The organism is Kribbella flavida DSM 17836, assembly GCF_000024345.1.
Classification (GTDB): domain Bacteria; phylum Actinomycetota; class Actinomycetes; order Propionibacteriales; family Kribbellaceae; genus Kribbella; species Kribbella flavida.
The window spans coordinates 2616191-2632258 of record NC_013729.1; the positions used below are offsets into that span (position 1 = coordinate 2616191).

General features: G+C 70.3%; 15 protein-coding genes, 2 tRNA genes and 1 pseudogene. 11 read left to right on the top strand and 7 right to left on the bottom strand.

Translation table 11 applies throughout. The features are described from left to right. The first annotated feature begins 123 nt into the window (after positions 1-123). Positions 124-1650: a helix-turn-helix domain-containing protein gene (locus KFLA_RS12360; protein ID WP_012920128.1), complete on the top strand. Its 1527-nt coding sequence runs from the start codon at positions 124-126 to the stop codon at positions 1648-1650. On the opposite strand, the gene KFLA_RS12365 is transcribed toward KFLA_RS12360, so the two are convergent. Continuing rightward, on the bottom strand, positions 1615-2460 hold the full coding sequence (locus KFLA_RS12365; protein WP_012920129.1) for an alpha/beta hydrolase: 846 nt from the start codon (positions 2458-2460) through the stop codon (positions 1615-1617). The two genes, KFLA_RS12360 and KFLA_RS12365, sit on opposite strands and share 36 nt — an antisense overlap. After that, positions 2460-3035 (bottom strand): TIGR03086 family metal-binding protein, encoded by a 576-nt coding sequence (locus tag KFLA_RS12370; RefSeq protein ID WP_063822828.1) that lies wholly within the window; start codon positions 3033-3035, stop codon positions 2460-2462. Before KFLA_RS12370 ends, KFLA_RS12365 begins: the two co-directional genes overlap by 1 nt. 115 nt (positions 3036-3150) lie before the next feature. Between KFLA_RS12370 and KFLA_RS12375 the strand changes: the two genes are divergently transcribed. The 5 genes from KFLA_RS12375 to KFLA_RS12395 all read left to right on the top strand — a co-directional run bounded on the left by KFLA_RS12375 (position 3151) and on the right by KFLA_RS12395 (position 7713). After that, entirely contained in the window at positions 3151-3786 is a 636-nt protein-coding gene (locus tag KFLA_RS12375; RefSeq protein WP_012920131.1) for a TetR/AcrR family transcriptional regulator, read from the top strand. A gap of 43 nt (positions 3787-3829) precedes the next feature. Then, a complete protein-coding gene (locus KFLA_RS12380) occupies positions 3830-4444 on the top strand; it encodes a dihydrofolate reductase family protein (RefSeq protein WP_012920132.1) in 615 nt (204 codons plus the stop codon). 84 nt (positions 4445-4528) lie between these two features. After that, positions 4529-4954 (top strand): Cif family virulence factor, encoded by a 426-nt coding sequence (locus KFLA_RS12385; RefSeq protein ID WP_012920133.1) that lies wholly within the window; start codon positions 4529-4531, stop codon positions 4952-4954. 145 nt (positions 4955-5099) lie between these two features. Next, a complete protein-coding gene (locus KFLA_RS12390) occupies positions 5100-6440 on the top strand; it encodes an FAD-binding oxidoreductase (RefSeq protein WP_012920134.1) in 1341 nt (446 codons plus the stop codon). A 43-nt stretch (positions 6441-6483) separates the two neighbouring features. Next, complete coding sequence (locus KFLA_RS12395; protein ID WP_012920135.1) at positions 6484-7713, top strand: deoxyguanosinetriphosphate triphosphohydrolase; 1230 nt, start codon at positions 6484-6486, stop codon at positions 7711-7713. Between the two features lie 116 nt (positions 7714-7829). Here KFLA_RS12395 and KFLA_RS12400 read toward each other — a convergent pair whose 3' ends face one another. Further along, the gene (locus KFLA_RS12400; protein ID WP_012920136.1) at positions 7830-8498 is read right to left on the bottom strand and encodes a FadR/GntR family transcriptional regulator; all 669 of its coding nucleotides are present in this window, start codon (positions 8496-8498) and stop codon (positions 7830-7832) included. Between the two features lie 16 nt (positions 8499-8514). Between KFLA_RS12400 and KFLA_RS12405 the strand changes: the two genes are divergently transcribed. The 4 genes and pseudogenes from KFLA_RS12405 to KFLA_RS38795 form a co-directional block, all read left to right on the top strand. Continuing rightward, the gene (locus KFLA_RS12405) at positions 8515-9762 is read left to right on the top strand and encodes an NAD(P)/FAD-dependent oxidoreductase (protein WP_012920137.1); all 1248 of its coding nucleotides are present in this window, start codon (positions 8515-8517) and stop codon (positions 9760-9762) included. Positions 9763-9808: 46 nt separating this feature from the next. Next, on the top strand, positions 9809-11713 hold the full coding sequence (gene dnaG / locus KFLA_RS12410) for a DNA primase (RefSeq protein ID WP_012920138.1): 1905 nt from the start codon (positions 9809-9811) through the stop codon (positions 11711-11713). 224 nt (positions 11714-11937) lie between these two features. Next, positions 11938-12081, top strand: a complete 144-nt coding sequence (locus tag KFLA_RS37420; RefSeq protein ID WP_012920139.1) for a hypothetical protein — start codon at positions 11938-11940, stop codon at positions 12079-12081. Between the two features lie 334 nt (positions 12082-12415). After that, positions 12416-12625, top strand: a pseudogene (locus KFLA_RS38795) (VOC family protein); the annotation flags it as partial. 592 nt (positions 12626-13217) lie between these two features. Here the strand turns inward: KFLA_RS38795 and KFLA_RS12415 are convergent. The 3 genes from KFLA_RS12415 to KFLA_RS12425 all read right to left on the bottom strand — a co-directional run bounded on the left by KFLA_RS12415 (position 13218) and on the right by KFLA_RS12425 (position 15317). Continuing rightward, positions 13218-13290, bottom strand: a tRNA-Asn gene (locus KFLA_RS12415). Positions 13291-13405: 115 nt separating this feature from the next. After that, entirely contained in the window at positions 13406-13834 is a 429-nt protein-coding gene (locus KFLA_RS12420) for a hypothetical protein (RefSeq protein ID WP_237706785.1), read from the bottom strand. A 577-nt stretch (positions 13835-14411) separates the two neighbouring features. Beyond that, positions 14412-15317, bottom strand: coding sequence for a sigma-70 family RNA polymerase sigma factor (locus KFLA_RS12425; protein ID WP_012920142.1), 906 nt, complete (start codon positions 15315-15317; stop codon positions 14412-14414). 214 nt (positions 15318-15531) lie between these two features. On the opposite strand from KFLA_RS12425, the gene KFLA_RS12430 reads away from it, so the two are divergent. After that, positions 15532-15608, top strand: a tRNA-Ile gene (locus KFLA_RS12430). A gap of 58 nt (positions 15609-15666) precedes the next feature. On the opposite strand, the gene KFLA_RS12435 is transcribed toward KFLA_RS12430, so the two are convergent. Further along, positions 15667-15909, bottom strand: coding sequence for a hypothetical protein (locus KFLA_RS12435; protein ID WP_041289292.1), 243 nt, complete (start codon positions 15907-15909; stop codon positions 15667-15669). Between the last annotated feature and the right edge of the window lie 159 nt (positions 15910-16068).

Consider the following 16068-nt stretch of genomic DNA (forward strand, 5'->3'; position numbering starts at 1 on the left):
GGCGCCTACTGTAGGGGGCGCGGGGTGCGGCAGCGGTGGCCGGTCGGTGCGAGGTGACCTCGGCTACGCTCGCAGCGGCGGGTCGGCGCAGCGATATCTCACATGTGAGATATGGTCCGGCCCATGACCGATGACTACCTGAGCCGGATCGGAAACCTGATCCGTGACGCCCGCAAGCACCGCGGCTGGACGCAGACCCAGCTCGCCGACGTGCTCGGCACCAGCCAGAGTGCCGTCAACCGGATCGAAAAGGGTCATCAGAACCTCACTCTCGAGATGCTCGCCCGCATCGGCGAGGCCCTCGACTCCGAAATTGTCTCTCTCGGTGGCGGTCCGGTCCACCTTCGGGTGGCCGGCGGCCGGCAGTTGTCCGGGTCGATCGACGTCAAGTCCAGCAAGAACGCCGGCGTCGCGCTGCTGTGCGCCAGCCTGCTGAACAAGGGCCGCACCACGCTGCGCAAGGTGGCCCGGATCGAGGAGGTCAACCGGCTGCTCGAGGTGCTGAACTCGATCGGCGTGAAGACCACCTGGCTGAACGACGCCGGCGACCTGGAGATCGTGCCGCCGGAGCACCTGGACCTGTCCGCGATGGACGCCGAGGCGGCTCGGCGTACCCGCAGCATCATCATGTTCCTCGGCCCGCTGCTGCACCGCGAGGACACCTTTCAGCTCCCGTACGCCGGGGGCTGCGACCTGGGCACCCGGACCGTCGAGCCGCACATGTCGGCGCTGCGGCCGTTCGGCCTGGACATCAAGGCGACCGGTGGCGAGTACCACGCGATGGTGAACCGGGCGGTCACGCCGGGCAAGCCGATCGTGCTGACCGAGCGCGGCGACACGGTGACCGAGAACGCGATCATGGCCGCCGCGAGGCACGACGGCGTCACCGTGATCCGCAACGCCAGCTCGAACTACATGGTCCAGGACCTGTGCTTCTACCTGGACCTGCTCGGCGTACGGATCGACGGCGTCGGCAGCACCACGCTGACCGTGCACGGCAAGGCGGAGATCGACGTGGACGTCGACTACGCGCCGTCGGAGGATCCGATCGAGGCGATGAGCCTGCTCACCGCCGCGATCGTGACCGGCTCGGAGATCACCATCCGGCGCGCGCCGGTGGAGTTCCTGGAGATCGAGCTGGCGCTGCTGGAGGAGATGGGGCTGGACTACAGCCGCTCGCAGGAGTACCTGGCCGAGAACGGCCGGACCCGGCTGGTCGACCTGACCACCCGGCCGTCGACGCTGCACGCGCCGATCGACAAGATCCACCCGATGCCGTTCCCGGGCCTGAACATCGACAACCTGCCGTTCTTCGCGGTGATCGCGGCGACCGCGACCGGGCAGACGCTGATCCACGACTGGGTCTACGAGAACCGCGCGATCTACCTGACCGACCTGAACAAGCTCGGCGGCCGGGTCAAGCTGCTCGACCCGCACCGGGTGATGGTCGAAGGGCCGACGCACTTCTCCGGTGCCGAGATCATGTGCCCGCCGGCGCTGCGCCCGGCGGTCGTCACGCTGATCGCGATGATGGCCGCGAAGGGCACGTCGGTGCTGCGCTCGGTCTACGTGATCAACCGCGGCTACGAGGACCTGGCCACCCGGCTGAACTCGCTAGGCGCCCAGATCGAGACGTTCCGCGACATCTGAACCCCGCAGGAAGGCAACGGCCTCGGCGACCACGTCCGGATCGGTCATGATCCGGCGGTGGCCGAGGCCGGTCGTCTGCCGGAACGTCGCCCGCGGCCCGTACGCCGTCAGCAGCCGCGGCGCCTGGTCCGGGGTCACCACGTCGTCCTCGTCGTTGTGGATCGAGAGCAGGTCGACCGAGCCCGGGCCGACCGAGAACCTGGTCCAGATGTCGCGGTCCCCGGCGAACAGCCTGCGCTCGATCGAGCGTCGCAGCGCCTGGTTCGCCCGGGGGCCGAGGCCCAGCGCGCGGCAGAACGCGTCGGCCAGGTAGTCGAAGTCGGCGAACCCGCTGATCGTCACCACCCGTTCGGCCGCGACGCCACCGCGCAGCGCGTACAGCACGAACGGAACGCCGAGCGAGTGCGCGACGACGCCGTCGAACCCGCCGTACCGGGTCGCCAGCGACCGGATCACGCGCTCGTGGTCGAGGATCGTGCCGGCCGGTCCGGGGCTGTCGCCGTGGCCGGGGGCGTCGTACGAGACCGGGCTGTAGCCCAGCTCCAGGAGCCGCTCGATGAAGACCACGAACCGCGAGGCGCGCGACCGCCAGCCGTGCACCAGCAGCACCGGCCGCTCGCCGTCACCCCACGCGTAGGTCACCACGCCGTCGACCACCTCGACCCGTGCGGCCTCGTGCACCGCCAGCTCGCTCGGACGCACCTTGCCCCGCCGTAACGGGCGCCGCCACAACTCGAACGCCGCCCGCCCCGCGGCCTCCGGCGACACCGCCGCCAGCGCCTGCAGTCCAGCCCCCACCACGCGAACCATCAGCTGTTCACCTCTCCGCTTGTCCATCCTGGGTCCCGGCCGGTCAGGCCGAGGAACTTGTCGTTGGCCGAGGTGTCCTCGGCGATCGCCACGACGGGCGCGAACGCGCTTCCGTCCGGGCGGTCGGCCGGGATCAGCGCGGCGTACTGGATGGCTGCCTCGGCCAGCCGTGGCGGCATCGGGTCCGCCAGGCCGATCGCCCGCGCGATGTCCCAGCTGTGCGCCAGGTAGTCGACGAAGTGCATCGCAATCGCGACCCGGGCCGGGAACACCCCGAACTCGCGGACCTCGACCGGTGCTTCCAGGTCGGCGATCCGGAACGCCCCGGTCACCAGGTTCACCGACTCCGCGAAATCCTCCAGCGCGGTCTCCGGCCGGCCCGGCTGCCAGATCTCAGGGTTGACCGCGCCGGGCGGATTGATCACGTTGGCCGCGAAGCCGCGGTTCTCCGCGACTTGATGGGCCAGCAGTTCGCCCAGGGACCACTGCGTGCACGGCGTCGGCAGGTCGAGCTGGTCCGGCCGGACCTGCCCCACCACAGCCAGGCACACGGCCGCGGCCGCTTCGTCCAACACCCGAGGATCGTTCACCGGTCTCCTTCACTCGACGAAACTATACGAACGATCGTATTATTAGTTCGGCCGGGGGCAGCCGTCAACGGCCTTAGGATTTCGGTCCGAGGAGGTGGCGATGGGGACGACCCGGGTGGACGGCCGGCTGGTCCGCGGTGACCAGACGCGTCGCGCCGTGCTGCGCGCCGCGGTGGACATCGCCTCGGTCGACGGCCTCGAAGGGTTGTCGATCGGCCGCCTCGCCAAGGAGCTCCAGATCAGCAAGAGCGGCCTGTTCGCGCACTTCGGCTCCAAGGAGGAGCTGCAGCTGGCCACCGTTCGTGCTGCCCGCGCGATCTACGCCCGAGCCGTCGTCGAGCCCGCGTACGCCGTACCGCCGGGCGTCGGTCGGGTCTGGGCGCTCAGCGAGAGCTGGCTCGACTACTCGCGCCGGCGGGTCTTCCCTGGCGGCTGCTTCTTCGCCAAGACCTCCCACGAGTTCGGCGCGCGGCCCGGCGGCGTGCGCGACTACCTGGCCGAGGTCAACGGCGAGTGGATGGCTCTGGTCGAGCAGGTTGTCGCCGAGGCGGTCGAGCTGGGGGAGTTGGACGCCGATCCGGCGCACCTCGCGTTCGAGCTGAACGCCTTCTACGACTCGGCCAACCTCGCCTCGCTGCTGCGCGACGACCACGACACGATCTACGGCCAGGCCCGAACGGCGATCCGTGCCCGCCTGCAGTCGGCCGCCCCGGCCGGCACCCCGCTGCCCTGGTGACTTCCGCCGAAATCTGTCGGTGGCGGCCCCTACTGTGCGAGGTATGCGGCCACATGTGGTGGGTCATCTGGCGGTCTCGGTGGACGGAGCGACCGCCGGCTTCGACGTGGACCTGGCCCGGTTCTACGCGATGGCGACGTTGTGGCAGGAGGACGTGACGCTGGTCGGCGCGGACACGATCCTCGCCCAGGAGGCCGCGGTCCGCTCGGCGCCGCAGCCGGGTCCGCGGGAAGCTGGTCCGTTGCTCGCGGTCGTCGACAGCCGGGCACGGGTGCGCGAGTGGGAGGGCCTGCGCAACCTCGGCCACTGGTCCGACGTCCTCGCCCTGTACGCCGATCAAACCCCGGCCCGGCCGCCGGACAGCACAACGCCTGAGCTGGTCACCGGGTACGACCGCGTCGACCTCGCCGAGACCCTGCAGTGGCTGGGCAAGAGGCGGGACGCTCGAGTGGTGCGCGTCGACACCGGCGGCACGCTGCTCGGCGTACTGCTCGAGCTCGGTCTCGTCGACGAGCTCAGCCTGCTGATCCATCCGGTCGTCGTCGGCTCCGGCCCCCGCTGGCACGGCGATTTCACCGGCCGGCTCGACCTGGCGCCGGCCAATGTCGAGGTCTTCGAGCGCGGCGTCGTCTGGCTGCGCTACTGCGTCTCCGGCTGACCTCTTTCCCGCTCCGGGAACAAACCGGCGACGTGCGCCGTTGAACTGGGTACACTGTACGGAGTTTACCCGGGAGGAGATGTCTTGACCGAGACACAGCAGGTGCCGACGGCCGGATTCGTGCCGAGCGAGGCGGACGTGGCGAGCGTGCTGCAGTGGTTCGAGCGGTTCGACGCGCTGGCCGCGGCGCAGGACTACGAGGGCATGGCCGACGTCGCGGTCTTCCCGCTCAACGAGGTGACCGACGACGGGAAGGGCAACGGCAAGGCCGAGCAGCTCGGGCGGGAGTCGTACGTCGCCCAGATGGCGCAGGTGATGGGTGGCGCGGGTGACGTTCAGCTGAGCACGACGCGCACTCCGCACTTCCTGTCCGACAGCCTGGTCTTCGTGATCAGCGACGGCACGATGACGTACGAGGGTCACGTCACGCCGATCCGCTACGGCGATCTGCTGATCCGGATCGACGGCGAGTGGAAGTTCCAGACCATGGTTCAAGGAGGGTGGGCCTAGGGGTGTCCGGCCGACTCGTGTGGTGCAGGTCACTTCGGTGGCTTGTCACATCGGGTCGGCCGCAGGAGTCAAGTGTTCGTCCGGCCGGCCCCGCCGTACGACGGGGCCGGCCGGCGCGGAACAGAACCTCCTCGGAAGGAACACCATGAGTTCAGCGCTGGACACCCTTCGCCGCGACTTCGGCGGCGACATCATCGAGCCGGGCGCAACGCAGTACGCAGCGGTCAGCCGCTCGGTGCTCGTCGCGGGCAGCCCGGCCGTCGTGCTGCGGCCGAAGAGTGCCGATGACGTGCGGGCCGGCGTTCGCTTCGCCGCGGCGGCGGGGCTGGCGCTGTCCGTGCGCGGCGGCGGCCACGGCTTTCCCGGCTTCGGCACCAACGACGGCGGGGTCGTGATCGACCTCGGCGAGCTCGCCGAGGTCGAGGTCACCGACAAGGAACGTCACCTGGTCCGGATCGGCGGCGGCGCCACCTGGGGTCAGGTGGCGGCCGCGCTGGCCCCGCACGGCCTGGCGATCTCGTCCGGCGACACCAGGAGCGTCGGCGTCGGCGGGCTCACGCTCACCGGCGGCATCGGCTGGAAGGTCAGGAAGTACGGGCTGGCGCTGGACAACCTGGTCTCCGTCGAGGTGGTCACCGCCGCGGGCGAGGTCGTGCAGGCCAGCGCCGAGCACAACCCGGAGCTGTTCTGGGCGATTCGCGGTGGCGGCGGCAACTTCGGCGTCGTCACCACCTTCGAGTTCCGGGCCCACCCGACCACCGACGTCTTCTTCGGCAAGATCACCTTCCCGGCGGCGGAACTGCCCGGCGTACTGCGCGGCTGGGCGGACCACCTGCGCACAGCGCCCGAGGAACTCACCTCGATCGCCCTGCTCGCCAACCCCTTCGCCGGCGGGCCCGAGGCGCCGGTCGAGATCCACCTCGCGTTCGACGGCGACGACCCCGAGGCCGCGGCCCGGGCGATCGACCCGATCCGCCGGCTCGGCACGGTGATCGACGACGACGTCGTGCTGCGGCCGTACGCGGACACGCTCGAGGAGGGCATGACGCCGCCGCCCGGCTTCCAGGTCAGCACCCGGAGCGCGTTCGTCGACCCGTCGTCGGTGCCCGGAGCGCTGGACGCCCTCGCCGAGACCGCGCGGTCGGAGCGGTCGCCGTTCATCTCCGTGCGCAGCGTCGGGGGAGCGGTGTCCCGGGTCGCCGACGACGCGACCGCCTTCCCGCACCGGCAGGCGGAGCTGATGTTCGTGACGATCACGGCCGGCCCGCAGCCGGTCGTCGAGGCCGCACGCCCGGGGCTGGACGCGATCTGGGGCCGGCTCGCGCCGTACGTCAGCGGCATCTACGCGAACTTCCACGCCACCGCCACCGAGGACGACGTCGCCGCGATCTACCCGGCGCAGACCTACCGGCGGCTCGCGACGGTGAAGCGGCAGTACGACCCGGCCAACCTGTTCGCCGCCAACCACAACGTCCGGCCGCAGTAGCGCCGGCGGGAAGTGTCGGTGCCGGCCAGTAGCGTAGGGGGTGATGAGGAAGCAGTCGGAGGGCTACGACGAGCACGACGCCGAGCGCTGGGTGGCGGAGCCGGTCAAGCGGCCGGGGCGGACGGCGTTCGCGCGCGACCGCGCGCGGGTGCTGCACAGCGCGGGGCTGCGGCGGCTGGCCGCCAAGACGCAGGTCGCGACGGCGGGCAGCGACGACTTCGTGCGCAACCGGCTGACCCACAGCCTCGAGGTCGCCCAGATCGGCCGCGAGCTGGCCGGTGCGCTCGGCTGCGATCCCGACATCGTCGACGCCGCCTGCCTGGCCCACGACCTCGGCCACCCGCCGTTCGGCCACAACGGTGAGCGCGCGCTCGACCAGCTCGCCGCGGACATCGGCGGCTTCGAGGGCAACGCGCAGACCCTGCGGCTGCTCACCCGGCTGGAGTCGAAGACCTTCACCCCCGACGGCCGCAGCGCCGGCCTGAACCTGAGTCGCGCGACCCTGGACGCGGCCACGAAGTACCCGTGGCCGCGTCGCGCCGGCGTTCGCAAGTTCGGCGTGTACGACGACGACCTCGAGGTGTTCGAGTGGCTCCGGCAGGGTCTCGGCGACGAGCGCTGCCTGGAGGCCCAGGTGATGGACTTCGCCGACGACGTCGCCTACTCGGTGCACGACGTCGAGGACGGAATCGTTGCCCACAGCATCGACCTGGACCGGGTCGGCGCCGAGCGGGCGCGGTACTGGCAGACCGTGCGCGACGCGTACCTGCCCGACGCCACGGACGCGGAGCTCGACGAGGGCTGGGACCGGCTGACCGCGTTGCCGTACTGGCCGCGCGCGCCGTTCGACGACAGCCGGCGCGCGCTCGGTGGCCTGAAGGACCTGACCAGCCAGCTGATCGGCCGGTTCTGCACCGCGGCCGAGCAGGCCACCCGGGCCCGCTTCGGCCGCGGTGCCCACCTGGTCCGGTACGACGCCGACCTGGTGATTCCCGACGCGGTCCGGGCCGAGATCGCGCTGCTCAAGGGTGTCGGCATGTTCCACGTGCTCAACTCGCCCGAGCTTCAGCACCGCCGCGCGATCCAGCGCGAGCTGCTCACCGAGCTCGTCGAGGCGCTGTGCAAGACCGCTCCGGACAATCTGGACGCCCCGTTCGCCGCCGACTTCCGCGCGGCCCCGGACGACGCGACCCGGCTGCGCGTCGTCATCGACCAGGTCGCCTCACTCACCGATCCCTCGGCCCAGGCCTGGCACCGGCACCTCACCGGCTGACCCCTGCTTTCTGCGCGTCCCCCACGCAGGGACCCATCTCGCGGTGGGTTCCTTTCGGGCGGCGGCCGCGCGTCGTCCGGAGCGAACGGCGCGGTGGAAGTCGTCGGGCGGCCGGCCTACGTCTCCGTCGCCTGGGCGATCCGGGTGCGGACCTCGGCGAAGTGCTTCTGCATCGCCGCGCGCGCCGCGGCCGGGTCCTTGGCCCGGACGGCGTCGAGGATCCGGCGATGGTTGCCGACGGTGGCTTCGGTCCGCTCCGCCGGCTCGCCGAGAACGTGCTCGACCTCGTGGTAGGTGTCCCAGAACAGCTCGATCAGCCGCAGGACCAGCTCGTTGCCGCAGTCGGCGTACAGCAGCGCGTGGAAAGCCCGGTCCGCCTCGCTGTCCACTGCCATCATCGCCACCAGCTCGTCCAGCTCCGCCAGCCGAGCCGTGCTCAACCCGTCGGTCGCGACCGTGCCGATCAGCCCGGTCTCGAGCAGTTCACGGACCTCCACCAGATCCTGGATCGCTCCGACCCCTGCCCGGACCCGGAACGCGAGCGACGTGGACAACCCGCTCAACGACGCGTCCCCGACGAACGTCCCGTACCCGTGCCGGATCTCCACGATGCCCAGCGCCTGCAACGCCCGGACGGCCTCGCGCACGCTGTTCCGGCTGGCGCCGAGCAGCTCCACCAGTTGCGGCTCGGTCGGCAGCGCCATGCCCGGCCGCAGCCCGCGGGCATGGATGACGTCCACGACCCGCTGCTCCAGCGCCCGCGCCCCTCGACCTCGGTGATTCAAGGCTTAACCTCATTCCATGACCGATGCACAGCGGATCGTAATCGTCGGAGCGAGTCTGGCCGGGGCCTCGGCTGCCGAGACCCTCAGGTCGGAGGGCTACCCCGGCCAGGTGGTGCTGATCGGCGCCGAGAGCGAACTGCCGTACGAGCGGCCGCCGCTGTCCAAGGGCGTTCTGCTCGGCAAGGACCAGCCGGAGTCGGCCCAGCTGCACGACCAGCAGTGGTACGACGACCGCTCGATCGAGCTGCGCCTCGGGACGACTGTCATCGCCCTCGACACCGCGGCCAAGACCGTGACCACCGACGACGGCCGGACCACCGGGTACGACGAACTGCTGATCGCCACCGGATCCCGCGTCCGCCGACTCGACGTACCGGGTGGGGACCTCGCCGGCGTGCACTACCTGCGAACCGCCGGCGATTCCCAGGCACTCACCGCCGCGTACGCCGCGAAGCCGCGGGTGGTGGTCGTCGGCGCCGGCTGGATCGGCCTGGAGTCTGCGGCCGCCGCGAAGGAGCGCGGCTGCGAGGTGACGGTGATCGAGCCGCAGCCGACGGCGCTCGCGTCGGTGCTGGGGGAGCAGGTCGGTGCGTTGTTCGCCGAGCTCCACCGGCAGCACGGCGTACGGCTGAGGTTCGGGACCGGCGTCGAGGGTTTCGAGGGCAGCGACCGGGTCACCGGCGTACGGACGTCGGCGGGCGAGGTCGTACCGGCCGACCTGGTGGTCGTCGGCGTCGGCGTCCAGCCGAACACCGAGCTCGCCGAGGCGGCCGGGATCGAGGTCGCGACGCGGGAGAACGGTGCCGGCATCGTCACCGGTCCGGACCTTCGGACGAACGTGGCCGGGGTGTACGCCGCGGGTGACGTGGCCCGGTGGCAGCACCCGCTGCTGGGCCGTCCGGTCCGCGTCGAGCACTGGTCGAACGCGAAGCAGAGTGGCGCCGTCGCCGCGAAGGCGATGCTCGGCCAAGACGTGGCGCACGACGCGTTGCCGTTCTTCTTCACCGACCAGTACGACGTGGGCATGGAGTACGCCGGCGACGTGCCGCGCGGTACGGCGTACCAGGTGGTGCTGCGCGGCGATCCGGCGTCCGGGGCGTACCTCGCGTTCTGGCTGGACGAGGCGCGGCACGTGCTCGCCGGGATGCACGTGAACACCTGGGGCGCGATCGACGGCATCCAGGAGCTGATCCGTTCCGGACGGCCGGTCGACCCGGCCCGGCTGACCGATCCCACGGTGGGGCTCGCCGACGTCCAGGGGTAGCTGACCGGGGCAGCGCGCCACTTCGGGATGACCGTAGACTCGCGGGGTGGCAGGCAGGATCAAGGAAGAGGACATCGCGCTCGTGCGCGAGCGCGCGCGGATCGACGAGGTCGTCGGCTCGTACGTGACCTTGAAGAACGCCGGCGGCGGGTCGCTGAAGGGCCTGTGCCCGTTCCACGACGAGAAGTCGCCGTCGTTCAACGTGACCCCGGCCCGGGGGTTCTTCTACTGCTTCGGCTGCCAAGAGGGCGGCGACGTCATCGACTTCATCCAGAAGATCGACCAGATCAGCTTTCACGAGGCGGTCGAGACGCTGGCCGCGAAGACCGGCATCCAGCTGCGGTACGACGAGTCCGGCGCGCCGATGCCGAAGTCGCAGAGCAACCAGCGGCCGCGGCTCGTCGAGGCGCACCGGGTCGCCGCCGAGTTCTACTCCGAACTGCTCTTCGGCGCCCCCGAGGCGACGCTGGGCCGGCAGTTCCTGGACAAGCGGGGCTTCGACCGCGACGCCGCCGCGCACTTCGGCGTCGGGTTCTCGCCGCGCGGTGGCGACCAGTTGGTCACGCACCTGCGCGGCCGCGGCTTCAGCAACGCCGAGATGGTCGCCTCCGGACTGGTCGGCGACAACCAGCGCGGCCTGTACGACCGGTTCCGCGGCCGGCTGATGTGGCCGATTCGGGACGCCGCCTCGGACGTGATCGGCTTCGGCGCCCGGCGGCTGTTCGACGACGACAAGATCGAGGCGAAGTACCTCAACACCCCCGAGACGGTGATCTACAAGAAGTCCAAGGTCCTGTACGGCGTGGACCTGGCCCGCCGGGAGATCGCCAAGGGCAAGCAGGCCGTCGTGGTCGAGGGCTACACCGACGTGATGGCCTGCCACCTGGCCGGCGTACAGACCGCGGTCGCGACCTGCGGCACGTCGTTCGGTGAGGACCACGCGCGGGTGCTGCGGCAGCTGCTGCTGGACCACGACCAGTTCCGCGGCGAGGTGATCTTCACCTTCGACGGCGACGAGGCCGGCCAGCGGGCGGCGGTCAAGGCGTTCGAGGGCGACCAGGCGTTCGCGTCGCAGACGTACGTCGCGGTCGAGCCGGACGGGCTGGACCCGTGCGACCTGCGGCTGCAGAAGGGCGACGCGGCGGTGCGCGAGCTGATCGGCCGGCGAGTGCCGCTGTACCGGTTCGTGCTGACCAACCGGCTAGCGAAGTACGACCTCGACCGGGCTGACACCCGCATCGACGCGCTCCGTGACGCCGCGACCCTGGTGGTGAGCATCCGCGACCGGTCGAAGGTGGACGCGTTCACCCGCGAACTGGCCGGCCTGCTGGGCATGGAGGTCGACCAGGTCCGCAACGAGGTGCACCGCGCCGCGTCCCGCCCGGCACCGACCAAGTCGGCTCCGGCCGATCGCGGGCCGGTCGTCGTACAGACCGAGGCTCCGCCGCCGCCGAAGGTGAACCTGCCGTCCCCGCGCGATCCCCGGTTCCTGATGGAGTGGGACGTGCTGAAGCTCGCGATGCAGTACCCGGCCCTGGTCGGCGTCGCCTTCGACGAGCTCGACGACCACGACTTCACCCATCCCTGGCTGGCCGCCGTCCGGTCCGCGATGGCCAAGGTCGGCGGCCCGGCGCAGGCCGCGCCGGGGGAGGCCTGGGTGGTCGCGGTGCGCGATGCCATGGGCAACGATCCGGCCGCCGCGGTGGTCAGCGCGCTGGCCGTCGAACCCCTGCGCATCGGCCGTGAGCCCGACGAGCGGTTCGCCCGGGCCCACCTGGCCCGGCTGCAGGAACTGACCTGCCTGCGCCGGATCGCCGACCTGAAGTCGAAGCTGCAGCGCACGAACCCGATCGACAAGGCCGACGACTACAACCGCATGTTCGGCGAGTTGATCGCGCTCGAGCAGTACCGGACCGAACTGCGCGAGCAGGCGATCTCCGGCGCGCTGTAGTTCTTGCGGGTCGCCGGGTCGCCGGGTCGTTGGGGTCCGGGTGCCGGGTGCCGGGTGCCGGGTGCCGGGTCGCCGGTCGCCGGGTTCCCCCGGGCACCGGGTCCTCCGGGGGCACCGGCTCCGCCTGCTTGCCGGAAACCAGGGCTCAGTCAGGGCCATGACCCAGTGATTCCACCCGCCGGCGAGGGATGATGGTATCCAGGTCCGACCGAAGGAGAAGTTCGATGGGCTGGTTCATCCTCTTGGTGCTGCTCGTGGGCGCCGTCGCGGCGTACAAGTTCCGCGTCCCCCTGATCGCCAAGCTGACCGGGCAACCACAGCACCGCATCCAGCGCGCGATCGAGCGCCGCAAGAACAACAAGAGCTAGCCCCCCGTACGCCGCCTGCACCGGCGGTTCCTCACCGACTGACACCCCTGACCGGGGTGGCGCAACTGCACTCCCGGCCAGCGGTCCCTGGACCGCGTCCGCGGACAACACTCGCTATGCGTCCCGGACGCGGCCCGTCCGCGTTCCCACTACCGTGCTCCCCATGGCCAAACACTGGACCTTGGGTTGCGACGCCGCCGACCCCACCGGTTGGCCGCCTTCTGGGCCCTAGCCCTCGACTACGTTCCCGAGCCCGGCTACGACGACCCCGACGGCGCCTCGATCGTCGACCCCAGCGGCAAGGGCCCCGCCATCGGCTTCCTCCGCGTCCCCGAACCCAAAACCGCCAGAACCGCCGCACATCGACATCCGCGTAGCCGGCGAACCCCCGTGGAACCTGGCCGCCCGCGCTCACCTCATCCGCGCAACCGCCCTCAAACTCCTCGCCGCCGGCGCAACCCACCTCCGCGACGAGCACTACGACGGCCAGTCGGGCGCCATCGTCCTGCAAGACCCCGAAGGCAACGAATTCTGCATCTCCTGACCAGTCCCCGGACGGCCCAAGAGGAGCAGCTCAGCCCTGTCAGCTTCGTTTGCGCGCTGCTCGGACGAGGCTCGGCGCTCATCCGCGTCAAGGAGCACGGCCTCAGCATTAGTGGGCTCGCACGAGCGGCCCAGACCGGGCGGTGGGTGAGACGTCGAGGGTGCCGGCCGGCACGTGCGGGTCGGTGTCGTCGTTCGGCAGCACGACGTCCTCGCGTCGACCAACTCAACTGTCCGATCACCCCTGATGCGGGTGACACCTCTCCAGTGCATGCCGGCTGTACGCATGCGGCCGCAAGTCCAGGGCCGGTGGGCACAGCAACAGTGCGCCTTGCCTTCGTGTTCACTCCGCCCGAGTACTCATCGACGGCCAGACCGGCCTCGGCCCGCAGCCAGCGCACGCTGTCGCCCGGTATCAAGACGTCCTGAGCGTTGCCGCGCTCGCCGGCGACCGGGAGAGCGACGGGCGTTTCTCGGCAACTTCCAGCTGGTCGATCACGCCGAAGCTCCACGCCGCGACGTGCAGTGACCTGACCGACGTCGTAGGCACAGAAAAACCGGCTCCGAGGTCGGAACCGGCTTGTCGGTTGTTGCTCCCGCGACTGGACTCGAACCAGTAACCTGCCGGTTAACAGCCGGCTGCTCTGCCAATTGAGCTACGCGGGATCAGTGGTGTTTCCTGTCCCCGATCCCCGAGGACCGGATTAGGTTAGCAGTCCCCGGCCGAACTACAAAAACGGGATTCGCCGCCCCGAACCGGCCGCCGGAGATCGCTTCCAGGTCAGATGCCGAACTCCTCCCGAACGCTGCGCAGCGCCGCCTCCGCCTGCTCGATCAGCCCCGGCCGGTCCGGCTCCAATCCCTTGTCCAGAACGAAGTTCCAGGCGACCGGAGCGTCCGCCTCGGCTGGATTCCGCCGCCCGACGATCCGGACACCCTTCTTCCCGACCAGCGGCACATGACGCTGCACCAGTACACTCGCGTCGATCCGCTCCCGCAGCAACTGCCCGAACCGCCCCGGGTCGTCCACCGCCAGATCCGTCGCCCGCAGCGGAGTCCCGAACGCAGTCGTCTCGAACACGTGCAGCACGGAAGCCTCCGAGTCCCAAGCAGCCCGCTCGATCGCCTCCCACCCCACCCGCCGCAACTTGTCCCCGTCCGGCAGATAGACCGCCGCCCGCGTCCCCGCGACCCACGTCCCGTCACTCAACTCAACCGCCGCCAGGATGTCGTCCCGCCCACCCGCAGCAACCCGAACCCCCTCGACCAACTCAGAGGGCCACCCACCACGCCGAAGTCTCACCACACCTCCTATCGTCCCAGCCACCCCCAACCCCCACCGCCTCACCCCTGGGATGACGCGACGGGCTTGGCGCGGTGGTGCTGTGAGGCCTCGAGGATCGGCGCGGTGGAGCTGGGGCGACGCACGGGATCAGGGGTGTCCCGGTGCGGTTCCGGTGAGGCGGTGGTGGCGAAGTGGGTTCGGGGTGCCGGGGGTGCCGAAAGCGGGACGACATCCGGGTACGCCGCGAGGTGCTCCTCGTCTCAGCCTTCAGCAGATTCGCCGCCGCGCAATCCTCCCCAGGTTCGCCTCCGGCGACGGCGCGGGGTCACCTGCAGGCAAGCACCCTGCAGGTGACCCCCGGCGCCTGGCCGGCGCACCAACTACCACAACGAGGTCACGACCGAGCGCACCCGCCACTGCCACCGGGGCAAGCAGACCATCGGACACGCAGAAGGGAGTAACTGGATCCACGTCGACCAGGCGGCATTCACCATGCCTCCGACTATGGCGACGCGTACTCCCGCAAGCCTGGTGCTTTGCGCAGATGCCGGAGCGCCTCCAGCTCAAGCGACCGCACCCGGGCCGGCGGCAAGCTCAAGTACTCGGCCGTCTCCTCCAAGCTGGACTGCGGCGTGTTGTGAAGGCCGTAGCGCAACCGCAGTACGTCCTGCTTCAGGTCGTCCAGGAACTCCAGCTGGCAGTGCAGATCGCGGCGCAAGGCAGCCCGCTGCAGCAGCGTCTCGTCGTCGATCACCTGATCGCTGTCGTGTCCGTCGAGTGGTTCCGGGCGGAGCTTCCACGCCAGCGCGCGCTCGACCCGCGCGACGGTGAGGGAGGTGGCTCGGGCGAGCTCCTCGATGGTTGGCTCCCGCTCCAACCGCTGGATGAGCTCCCGTTGCACCACCGCGACCCGCCCGGCATCGACGTACGCCTGAGCCGGCATCCGCACCAGCCGGGACCGGTCCGAGATCGCCCGCCCGAGCGCCTGACGGATCCACCAGATCGCGTACGTCGAGAACCGGTGCCCGAGCTTGTAGTCGAACCGCTCGACAGCGCGCATCAACCCGATGTTGCCCTCCTGGATCAGATCCAGCAGCGACAACCCCTTGCCCGTGTACCGCTTCGCGAGCGAAACCACGAGCCGCAAGTTGCCCTCGATCATTCGCCGCCGCGCAGCCTCACCCAACTCGGCCAGCGCCGCGAGGTCGGCCCGCTCGACCTGCTCCTCCGGCGCGACCGCCTCCGACGGTGCCGCCCGCGCCAGTCGCTCGCCCGCCAGCACCCCGGCCTCGATCCACGACGACAACTCGTACACCTCGTCCGGACTCAGCAGATCGTGCCGCCCGAGGTCGCGCAGGTAGGCGACCAGCCCGGTCACGTCGGCGGCATCGCAGTCCATCTCGGCCATGCGTCTCCCCTCTCTCTCAAAGGGATGGTGCCGCGTTTCAGACCGTCAGAACGGGAGGATTCGCAATCAGTGGACAACTACACCAAGTGACTGAAAAGTAACTCTCCGTCTGTGGATAACCACGGCGGCCGGCCCGCCCCGCCGCGCTATCCTCCGTCGCCGACAACCACCGCCCGGACCAGATACGATCTCCCGAGCGCCGCCGCAGGCGCCGGGGGCGGTAGCTCAGCCGGTCAGAGCAGAGGACTCATAATCCTTGGGTCGTGGGTTCGAGCCCCACCCGCCCCACCATCAGATGCCACGATCGCCCTCATCGAGTGGATCGCGAACGACTATGCGGAAGCCTGGTTCAGCAGTTCACGTCGACCGGGGTTTCGGCGATGACGTCGCCTGCGGCGTTCCAGACGATCAGGGTGTAGGTGCCGTTGGACATGCCGCCGAACTGGACGGGTACGGAGGAGTGGGCGGCAGGGGAGACGACGTACGACTCGGCGTAGTCGCCGCCTGAGAAGGCGACCATGTAGTCCATGGCTGTTTTGTTGGGGTTGCGCAGCTTGGCGACGATTCCGGGGCCGCCGTCCAGGCAGGACACGAGTACCTTGCTGAGGACGGCTGGTTCGACGGAGTGTGCGGATGCGGGTGGGCTGCCCGCTACCAGAAGGGCTGCAGCTGTCAGCGAGGCCAGGAGGCCGCCGATCACAGCGCGTTGTCTGGTGCGTGTTGGTGATGCGTACATGTCAGGCTCCTGACG

Bases quoted from the DNA above. Each gene is read 5' to 3' on its own strand.
- KFLA_RS37420 (WP_012920139.1), top strand. From the start codon at position 11,938: ATGGGCTGGTTCATCCTCTTGGTGCTGCTCGTGGGCGCCGTCGCGGCG.
- KFLA_RS12395 (WP_012920135.1), top strand. From the start codon at position 6,484: ATGAGGAAGCAGTCGGAGGGCTACGACGAGCACGACGCCGAGCGCTGG.
- KFLA_RS12390 (WP_012920134.1), top strand. From the start codon at position 5,100: ATGAGTTCAGCGCTGGACACCCTTCGCCGCGACTTCGGCGGCGACATC.
- KFLA_RS12405 (WP_012920137.1), top strand. From the start codon at position 8,515: ATGACCGATGCACAGCGGATCGTAATCGTCGGAGCGAGTCTGGCCGGG.
- KFLA_RS12360 (WP_012920128.1), top strand. From the start codon at position 124: ATGACCGATGACTACCTGAGCCGGATCGGAAACCTGATCCGTGACGCC.
- KFLA_RS12380 (WP_012920132.1), top strand. From the start codon at position 3,830: ATGCGGCCACATGTGGTGGGTCATCTGGCGGTCTCGGTGGACGGAGCG.
- KFLA_RS12365 (WP_012920129.1), bottom strand. From the start codon at position 2,460: ATGGTTCGCGTGGTGGGGGCTGGACTGCAGGCGCTGGCGGCGGTGTCG.
- KFLA_RS12425 (WP_012920142.1), bottom strand. From the start codon at position 15,317: ATGGCCGAGATGGACTGCGATGCCGCCGACGTGACCGGGCTGGTCGCC.
- KFLA_RS12375 (WP_012920131.1), top strand. From the start codon at position 3,151: ATGGGGACGACCCGGGTGGACGGCCGGCTGGTCCGCGGTGACCAGACG.